This window comes from Rouxiella badensis, from assembly GCF_002093665.1.
In the GTDB taxonomy this organism is placed as follows: Bacteria; Pseudomonadota; Gammaproteobacteria; order Enterobacterales; family Enterobacteriaceae; genus Rouxiella; species Rouxiella badensis.
Genome location: NZ_MRWE01000050.1, coordinates 18,822 through 27,277 on the forward strand (window position 1 = coordinate 18,822; position 8,456 = coordinate 27,277).

Here is an 8,456-nt window from a genome sequence, read left to right on the forward strand (position 1 = left end):
TTGGTAAACAGGCAGGTACCCCTGTGACCACGGTGATTGCGAGTGTTCCTGCGATATTCCAAGTTGCAGGCGCGTTTTCCGCCTTCCTGCAACTCGAAATAGTTCGTGCAAACTTACTCGTCTTCCAGCTCGATGTTGATACCCAGCGAGCGGATCTCTTTCAACAATACGTTGAAGGATTCCGGCATGCCCGGTTCCATACGATGATCGCCATCCACGATGTTTTTATACATCTTGGTACGGCCGTTAACGTCATCGGACTTCACGGTCAGCATTTCCTGCAGGGTATACGCGGCACCATATGCTTCAAGTGCCCACACTTCCATCTCACCGAAGCGCTGACCACCGAACTGCGCCTTACCACCCAGCGGCTGCTGAGTAACGAGGCTGTAAGAACCGGTAGAACGCGCGTGCATCTTGTCATCAACAAGGTGGTTCAGTTTCAGCATGTACATGTAGCCGACGGTAACCTGGCGCTCGAATTGCTCGCCGGTACGGCCGTCAAACAGTGTAATCTGACCTGAGGTCGGAATACCGCCCATCTCAAGCAGCTGCTTGATTTCAGTCTCTTTCGCACCGTCGAAGACTGGCGTCGCGATTGGCATACCTTTTTTCAGGTTTTCAGCCAGACGCAATACTTCGTCATCGGTGAAGGTGTTCAGATCGACTTTCTGACGAACGTCATCGCCCAGATCGTACGCTTTCTGGATGAACTCGCGCAGCTTAGAAACTTCTTCGTGTTTCTTCAGCATAGCATTGATTTTTTCACCAATGCCCTTCGCGGCCATACCCAAGTGGGTTTCCAGAATCTGACCGATGTTCATACGAGATGGTACGCCCAGCGGGTTCAGTACGATGTCTACCGGCGTGCCGTTTTCATCGTAAGGCATATCTTCGATCGGGTTGATCTTGGAGATAACACCTTTGTTACCGTGACGACCAGCCATCTTGTCACCCGGTTGAATCTGACGTTTAACGGCCAGATACACTTTAACGATTTTCAGCACGCCTGGTGCCAGATCATCGCCCTGGGTTATCTTACGACGCTTAGCTTCGAGTTTTTTCTCAAACTCTGACTTCAGCTCGTCGTACTGCTCGGCCAGCTGTTCCAGCTGATTTTGTTTCTCTTCGTCGGTCAGCGACAGTTCCAACCAGCGATCGCGTGGCAGTTTAGCAAGCTTTTCAGCTTCAATACCGCCAGCAACCAGCGCTGAGTGGATACGTGCAAACAGGCCTGCTTCCAGGATCTGCAGCTCTTCAGTCAGGTCTTTCTTAGCCTGCTTCAGCTGCATGTCTTCGATTTCCAACGCACGTTTGTCTTTTTCCACGCCATCGCGGGTAAAGACCTGAACGTCGATAATCGTGCCTGACACGCCGTTTGGTACACGCAGAGAAGAGTCTTTAACGTCAGACGCTTTCTCACCGAAGATAGCGCGCAGCAGTTTCTCTTCTGGAGTCAGCTGAGTTTCGCCTTTAGGCGTCACTTTACCCACCAGAATGTCACCACCGGTCACTTCAGCACCGATATAAACGATACCTGACTCATCCAGCTTGGACAGTGCCGCTTCACCCACGTTAGGGATGTCGGCAGTAATCTCTTCCGGCCCCAGCTTGGTGTCACGAGACACACACGCCAGTTCCTGGATGTGGATGGTAGTGAATCGGTCTTCCTGAACAACACGCTCTGACACCAAGATGGAGTCTTCGAAGTTGTAACCGTTCCAAGGCATGAACGCGACGCGCATGTTTTGGCCCAGCGCCAGCTCGCCCAGGTCTGTTGATGGGCCATCTGCCAGCACGTCGCCGCGCTCGATTGGCTCACCCAGATTCACACACGGCATCTGGTTGATGCAGGTGTTCTGGTTAGAACGGGTGTATTTGGTCAGGTTATAAATGTCGATACCTGCTTCGCCCGGGTACATCTCGTCTTCGTTAACACGGATTACGATACGGGATGCATCCACGTACTGAACAATACCGCCACGTTTAGCAACGGCAGTAACGCCGGAGTCAACCGCTACAGCACGTTCCATACCGGTACCCACCAACGGCTTGTCAGCACGCAGAGTTGGTACAGCCTGACGTTGCATGTTCGCACCCATCAATGCACGGTTGGCGTCATCGTGTTCCAGGAATGGAATCAGTGAAGCACCAACGGATACAACCTGCTGGGTAGATACGTCCATATAGTCAACCTGGTCGCGGCTAAACAGGCTTGATTCGCCTTTGCTACGACAGGTAACCAGGTCTTCAATGAAGCGGCCTTCTTCGTCCAGGTTGGAGTTCGCCTGGGCGATAACGAAGTTGCCTTCTTCAATAGCAGACAGATAGTTAATTTCATCGGTAACGATGCCATCACGCACGCGGCGGTAAGGCGTTTCGAGGAAACCATACTCGTTGGTCTGTGCATAAACAGACAAGGAGTTGATCAGACCAATGTTTGGACCTTCTGGCGTTTCGATTGGACATACGCGACCGTAGTGAGTCGGGTGTACGTCTCGAACTTCAAAGCCAGCACGTTCACGGGTCAAACCGCCCGGGCCCAATGCAGAGATACGACGCTTGTGCGTTATCTCGGACAACGGGTTGTTCTGGTCCATAAATTGTGAAAGCTGGCTTGAGCCGAAGAACTCTTTCACCGCCGCCGAAATTGGCTTGGCGTTGATCATGTCCTGAGGCATCAGGGTGTCGAGGTCGCCCAGAGACAGACGCTCTTTAACCGCACGCTCAACGCGAACCAGACCTACGCGGAACTGGTTTTCAGCCATCTCGCCGACTGAACGAATACGACGGTTGCCCAAGTGGTCGATGTCGTCCACTTCGCCAATACCGTTACGGATATCGATCAGTTTTTTCATGACCTGAATGATGTCGTCTTTGCTCAGGATGCCTGAACCTTCGATTTCATCACGCAGCAGAGAACGGTTGAACTTCATACGACCTACAGCAGACAGGTCGTAACGATCTTCAGAGAAGAACAGGTTCTCAAACAGGCTTTCAGCAGCTTCGCGCGTTGGCGGCTCACCAGGACGCATCATGCGGTAGATCTCAACCAGAGCGCTCAAGCGATCGCTGGTTGGGTCGACGCGCACGGTCTCGGAGATATAAGCACCGTGGTCCAGATCATTGGTGAACAGCGTTTCGATGGTCTTGTGTCCGGCCTGGCTAAGCTTCGCCAGCAGGTCCAGAGACAATTCCATGTTCGCAGGGACAATCAGCTCACCGGTATTGGTATCGATGTAGTCTTTAGCGACCACTTTCCCTGCGATGTACTCAACAGGAACTTCGATGCGCTGAATGTCGTCTTTTTCAAGCTGACGAATATGACGTGCAGTGATGCGGCGACCTTTTTCAACATAGACTTTGCCGTCAGCTTCGATATCGAAAGAAGCTGTTTCACCGCGCAGGCGCTCAGGTACCAGCTCCATCTGCAACTTGTTGTCGCGGATCTGGTAGATAACCTTGTCAAAGAACAGGTCAAGGATCTGTTCTGTGGTGTAGTTCAGTGCACGCAGAATGATGGTCGCTGGCAGTTTGCGGCGACGGTCAATACGTACAAACAGGTTGTCTTTCGGGTCAAACTCGAAATCCAACCATGAACCGCGGTAAGGGATGATACGTGCGTTATACAGCACTTTACCCGATGAGTGGGTCTTACCCTTATCGCTGTCGAAGAATACGCCTGGACTACGGTGAAGCTGAGATACGATAACCCTCTCAGTACCGTTAATCACGAAGGTACCATTTTCGGTCATGAGCGGAATTTCGCCCATATAGACTTCTTGTTCTTTGATGTCTTTGACCGTACCTTCCGGTGCTTCGCGCTCGTAGATGACCAGACGCAGTTTCACGCGCAGTGGCGCGGAATACGTTACACCGCGGATCTGGCATTCTTTAACGTCGAATACCGGCTCACCAAGACGGTAGCTAACGTATTGCAGCTCAGAGTTTCCGCTGTAGCTCTTGATAGGAAATACGGAACGGAATGCTGCTTCCAGACCGTACTGGCCTTCCGAGTCTTGCTCGATGAACTTCTGGAACGAGTCAAGCTGGATAGAAAGGAGATAAGGAATATCCAGAACTTGTGGACGTTTCCCAAAATCCTTACGGATGCGTTTCTTTTCGGTATAGGAGTAAACCATAGGGTTCCTCAGCTCGCTGATCAGTGACCCAATCTTGTCTGTCCGGATGGACAGTTCATGCAACACCATTTCTGTCGATCGGAAAGTTGAATTACTTTCCGCAATACTCGTTTCTATCGCTCTTAAATCATTTCGTTGCGCATTATCCCTGGATGAGCCAGAGCAAGCGGCGGCAATATATTAAGTAGGTAGATAGAAATAAATATTGGAGTAGTTCAGTGGTCAAACAGTGTGAAACACCACTGACACTCTATAGCGCAAAAAGGCTGGTGACTAAAAAGTCACCAGCCATCAGTCTGTTAATTAAAACAGACTGCACTCAGAAAGCAGTGGCTTATTTAACTTCAACTTCAGCGCCAGCTTCTTCCAGAGCTTTTTTCAGTGCTTCAGCGTCGTCTTTGCTGATGCCTTCTTTCAGAGCTGCTGGTGCAGATTCAACCAGGTCTTTAGCTTCTTTCAGGCCCAGACCAGTTGCGCCACGTACAGCTTTGATTACAGCAACTTTGTTCGCGCCGATACCTTTCAGTACAACGTCGAATTCAGTTTTTTCTTCTACAGCTTCAGCAGCGGCAGCAGGGCCAGCAACAGCAGCAGCAGCAGAAACGCCGAATTTTTCTTCCATCGCAGCGATCAGTTCTACGATTTCCATTACAGACAGAGCTGCAACGCCTTCAATGATTTGGTCTTTAGTGATAGACATGTCGATTTGTTCCTAGAAAACAGAAATAGTTTATACGTAAGCGTAACGTGAAAAGAAATAAAGTTGCTGATTAAGCAGCAGTAGCTTCTTTCTGATCGCGCAGAGCAGCCAGAGTGCGAACCAATTTGCCTGCAGAGGCTTCTTTCATGGTTGCCATCAGGCGTGCGATTGCTTCATCGTAAGTAGGCAGAGTTGCCAGACGATCGATTTGATCAGCTGGAATGAACTCACCTTCAAAGGCCGCAGCTTTAACCTCGAACTTAGCGTTCGCTTTAGCGAAATCTTTGAACAGACGGGCAGCAGCGCCTGGGTGTTCATGAGAAAACGCGATCAAGGTTGGACCAACAAACGTGTCTTTCAGGCACTCGAATGGAGTACCTTCAACGACGCGGCGCATCAGGGTGTTACGAACAACACGCATGTAAACGCCAGCTTCACGACCTGCTTTACGCAGTTCAGTCATTTTATCTACAGTAACGCCACGGGAATCCGCAACAACCGCAGACAGCGCGCCTTTGGCTACTTCGTTGACTTCAGCAACAATCGCTTGTTTGTCTTGAAGATTTAATGCCATTAGCTTTAGCTCCTGGATTTAGCCGGGGAAAATCCCCGGAACTCACATCACTTATCCCCGGGATCGGAGATAAGCGTTCAAACACGGTGAGCAGAGAATCCAGCAAAACTATTCTTAAAAAGAAAAATTTTTATTCAGGCTCTGTCACCGTCTACGCAGGAAATATTAAGTCTCTGACGAGACTCCTGCGGTCTTGGACGGAGGCCTGGATAGGCCAGGCTCCAACCGAAAAATTCTTGGTTTCGTGTTACCGAAACACTATCGCTTTTTATAAAACGAACGGGGGATAGATTTTAGACAAATCTATCGCCCACGTAAAGCGATAAAAGCAAACTGTGCTTACTCTAACTTTAAAAGTTAGGCAACAGTTGCTGAAAGGCCACTCTGATCAACAGCAACGCCAGCGCCCATGGTAGTGGACAGGCTTACTTTCTTGATGAAAACGCCTTTAGCCTGAGAAGGCTTGGCTTTCTTCAACGCAACCAGCAGTGCTTCCAAGTTTTCTTTCAGCTTATCAGCGTCGAAGTCAACTTTACCGATGGTGGTGTGAATGATGCCGTTTTTGTCGTTACGGTAACGAACCTGACCTGCTTTAGCGTTCTTAACCGCTTCAGCAACGTTAGGAGTTACAGTACCAACTTTCGGGTTTGGCATCAGGCCGCGTGGACCAAGAACCTGGCCCAATTGACCTACAACGCGCATTGCATCTGGAGATGCGATAACAACGTCGAAGTTCATTTCGCCTTTCTTGATCTGGTCAGCCAGATCTTCCATACCTACCAGTTCAGCGCCGGCAGCTTTAGCAGCTTCAGCGTTTGCGCCCTGGGTAAATACGGCAACGCGTACAGAACGACCGGTGCCGTGTGGCAGAACGGTTGCGCCGCGAACGTTTTGGTCAGATTTACGTGCATCGATGCCGAGGTTAACAGCAACGTCTACGCTTTCTACGAATTTAGCAGTAGCCAGCTCTTTGAGCAGGGCAACAGCTTCGTTGATGTCGTACTGTTTGGTAGACTCAACTTTGTCACGGATCACGCGCATGCGCTTGGTCAGCTTAGCCATTTCTTATCCCTCTACTACCAGGCCCATGGAACGAGCAGTACCTTCGATGGAGCGAACCATTGCTTCCACGTCAGAACCAGTCATGTCCGCAGCTTTGGTTTCTGCGATTTCACGAACCTGAGCACTCGTTACTTTACCCACTTTGTCTTTGTTCGGCTTGCCGGAACCAGACTTGATACCAGCCGCTTTCTTCAGCAGAACTGCTGCTGGAGGGGTCTTGGTAACGAAGGTGAAAGAACGGTCAGAGTAAACGGTAATAACAACAGGGATCGGCAGACCTTTCTCAAGACTTTCAGTCTTGGCGTTGAAAGCCTTACAGAATTCCATGATGTTAACACCTTGCTGACCCAGTGCCGGACCAACCGGTGGACTTGGGTTAGCAGAGCCAGCTGCAACCTGCAGCTTGACGTAGGCTTGTACTTTCTTTGCCATGTTAATTTCCTCAGTTGGGTATTAGCGCCTGTTTGAAGAGGCTCCCCGTGATTTTTGATAGCTTTCGCTCTCGATACATTACGTATCAGTTTTTAGGCTAACGCCAATGTCGTCGTCACTCTCAAGGACTGCCGTTCAACATTTTTGCCGAGCATAAAAACAAAAGGCGCGAAATTATAGTTTAATTTCGCGCCTCATACAACACCTGAAACAGGTTATTTTATAATCTCTGCTCAAGAGCAGGATTGAAGGAGATTAGCCCTTCTCGACCTGTCCGAAGTCCAGTTCAACCGGTGTAGCACGGCCAAAGATGGAAACGGAAACTTTCAGGCGGCTTTTTTCGTAGTCCACTTCCTCGACAACGCCGTTGAAGTCTGCAAACGGACCATCGTTGACACGTACCAGCTCGCCCGGCTCGAACATCGTTTTCGGACGAGGCTTGTCACCCACTTGCTGCAGGCGATTCATGATAGCGTCAACTTCTTTATCGCTAATCGGTGCTGGTCGGTCCGAGGTCCCGCCGATGAAACCCATCACGCGCGGAACGCTGCGAACGAGGTGCCAGCTGGCGTCGTTCATCACCATCTGAACCAGCACATAACCCGGGAAGAATTTGCGCTCGCTTTTGCGACGCTGCCCACCGCGGATTTCAACGACTTCCTCGGTTGGAACCATCACTTCGCCGAACAACTCTTCCATGTCGTGCAATTTGATGTGCTCACGCAGCGACTGAGCCACGCGGCCTTCAAATCCAGAAAACGCCTGAACGACGTACCAACGTTTTTTAGGTGCTTCAGACATTTTAGAACCTCAAGCCAGTAATGAAGGATACCAGACGGACCAGAATACCATCCAGGCCCCAAAGAATCAGTGACATTACCGCAGTTACAGCTGCCACGATCAGAGTGGTATGCAATGTTTCCTGGCGTGTAGGCCAAATTACTTTACGTACTTCAGTACGTGCTTCGCGCGCAAACGCGACAGTTGCTTTGCCTTTAATGGTCATCAGCGCAACTGCACCAGCAATAGCGATGATAACGACAACTGCCAACGCACGTAACGGCAGGCTGTATGCACGGTAATAATAGTTACCGACAATAGCTACGACCAGTAAAACGGCTACGACAATCCACTTAACCGCTTCCAGGCCGCGCCCGCTCCCTTGAGCCTCGGTATTCGCACTCATAAACCAACCCGTCACAATGAATCAGAACAAACAACTTTGCCTCGCATTGCGAGGCAAACCAAACCGAATGTAGGCGAGAACGTACGCTCGGTGTTTACGCTATCTCTAGAGCCTATCTCACCAATGATTATGACTGAAAAATCGCTGATGAGATAGGTTCTGGCGCTATAGCGTAGAAAAAAGGGCATCGAATGATGCCCTTTTAGTGTGTGTTGCGTCAACGTAAAGTGACAAAAAACTATCAGCGATTAAGCGATAACTTTAGCAACAACACCAGCACCCACGGTACGGCCGCCTTCACGGATTGCGAAACGCAGACCGTCATCCATCGCGATTGGGTGGATCAGGGTAACAACCATG

Annotated in this window: 8 protein-coding genes; all 8 read right to left on the reverse strand. The window is 50.2% G+C overall.

The features are described 5' to 3' along the window. Positions 1-113: 113 nt before the first annotated feature. Positions 114-4,142 carry a DNA-directed RNA polymerase subunit beta gene (gene rpoB / locus BS640_RS20830; RefSeq protein ID WP_017492758.1) on the reverse strand — a complete coding sequence of 1,343 codons (4,029 nt, stop codon included), beginning with the start codon at positions 4,140-4,142 and terminating at the stop codon, positions 114-116. Positions 4,143-4,476: 334 nt separating this feature from the next. Beyond that, positions 4,477-4,842, reverse strand: coding sequence for a 50S ribosomal protein L7/L12 (gene rplL, locus BS640_RS20835; protein WP_084913265.1), 366 nt, complete (start codon positions 4,840-4,842; stop codon positions 4,477-4,479). A gap of 70 nt (positions 4,843-4,912) precedes the next feature. Continuing rightward, complete coding sequence (gene rplJ / locus BS640_RS20840) at positions 4,913-5,416, reverse strand: 50S ribosomal protein L10 (RefSeq protein ID WP_009639141.1); 504 nt, start codon at positions 5,414-5,416, stop codon at positions 4,913-4,915. A gap of 357 nt (positions 5,417-5,773) precedes the next feature. Then, the gene (gene rplA / locus BS640_RS20845) at positions 5,774-6,478 is read right to left on the reverse strand and encodes a 50S ribosomal protein L1 (RefSeq protein ID WP_017492759.1); all 705 of its coding nucleotides are present in this window, start codon (positions 6,476-6,478) and stop codon (positions 5,774-5,776) included. A 3-nt stretch (positions 6,479-6,481) separates the two neighbouring features. After that, positions 6,482-6,910, reverse strand: a complete 429-nt coding sequence (gene rplK, locus BS640_RS20850; RefSeq protein WP_017492760.1) for a 50S ribosomal protein L11 — start codon at positions 6,908-6,910, stop codon at positions 6,482-6,484. Between the two features lie 255 nt (positions 6,911-7,165). After that, positions 7,166-7,711, reverse strand: a complete 546-nt coding sequence (gene nusG, locus BS640_RS20855; protein ID WP_017492761.1) for a transcription termination/antitermination protein NusG — start codon at positions 7,709-7,711, stop codon at positions 7,166-7,168. A gap of 1 nt (position 7,712) precedes the next feature. After that, positions 7,713-8,096: a preprotein translocase subunit SecE gene (gene secE, locus BS640_RS20860; RefSeq protein ID WP_017492762.1), complete on the reverse strand. Its 384-nt coding sequence runs from the start codon at positions 8,094-8,096 to the stop codon at positions 7,713-7,715. A gap of 248 nt (positions 8,097-8,344) precedes the next feature. Continuing rightward, positions 8,345-8,456, reverse strand: a 112-nt coding sequence (locus tag BS640_RS20865; protein ID WP_072269979.1) for an EF-Tu C-terminal domain-related protein, incomplete at its 5' end; no start/stop codon positions are given.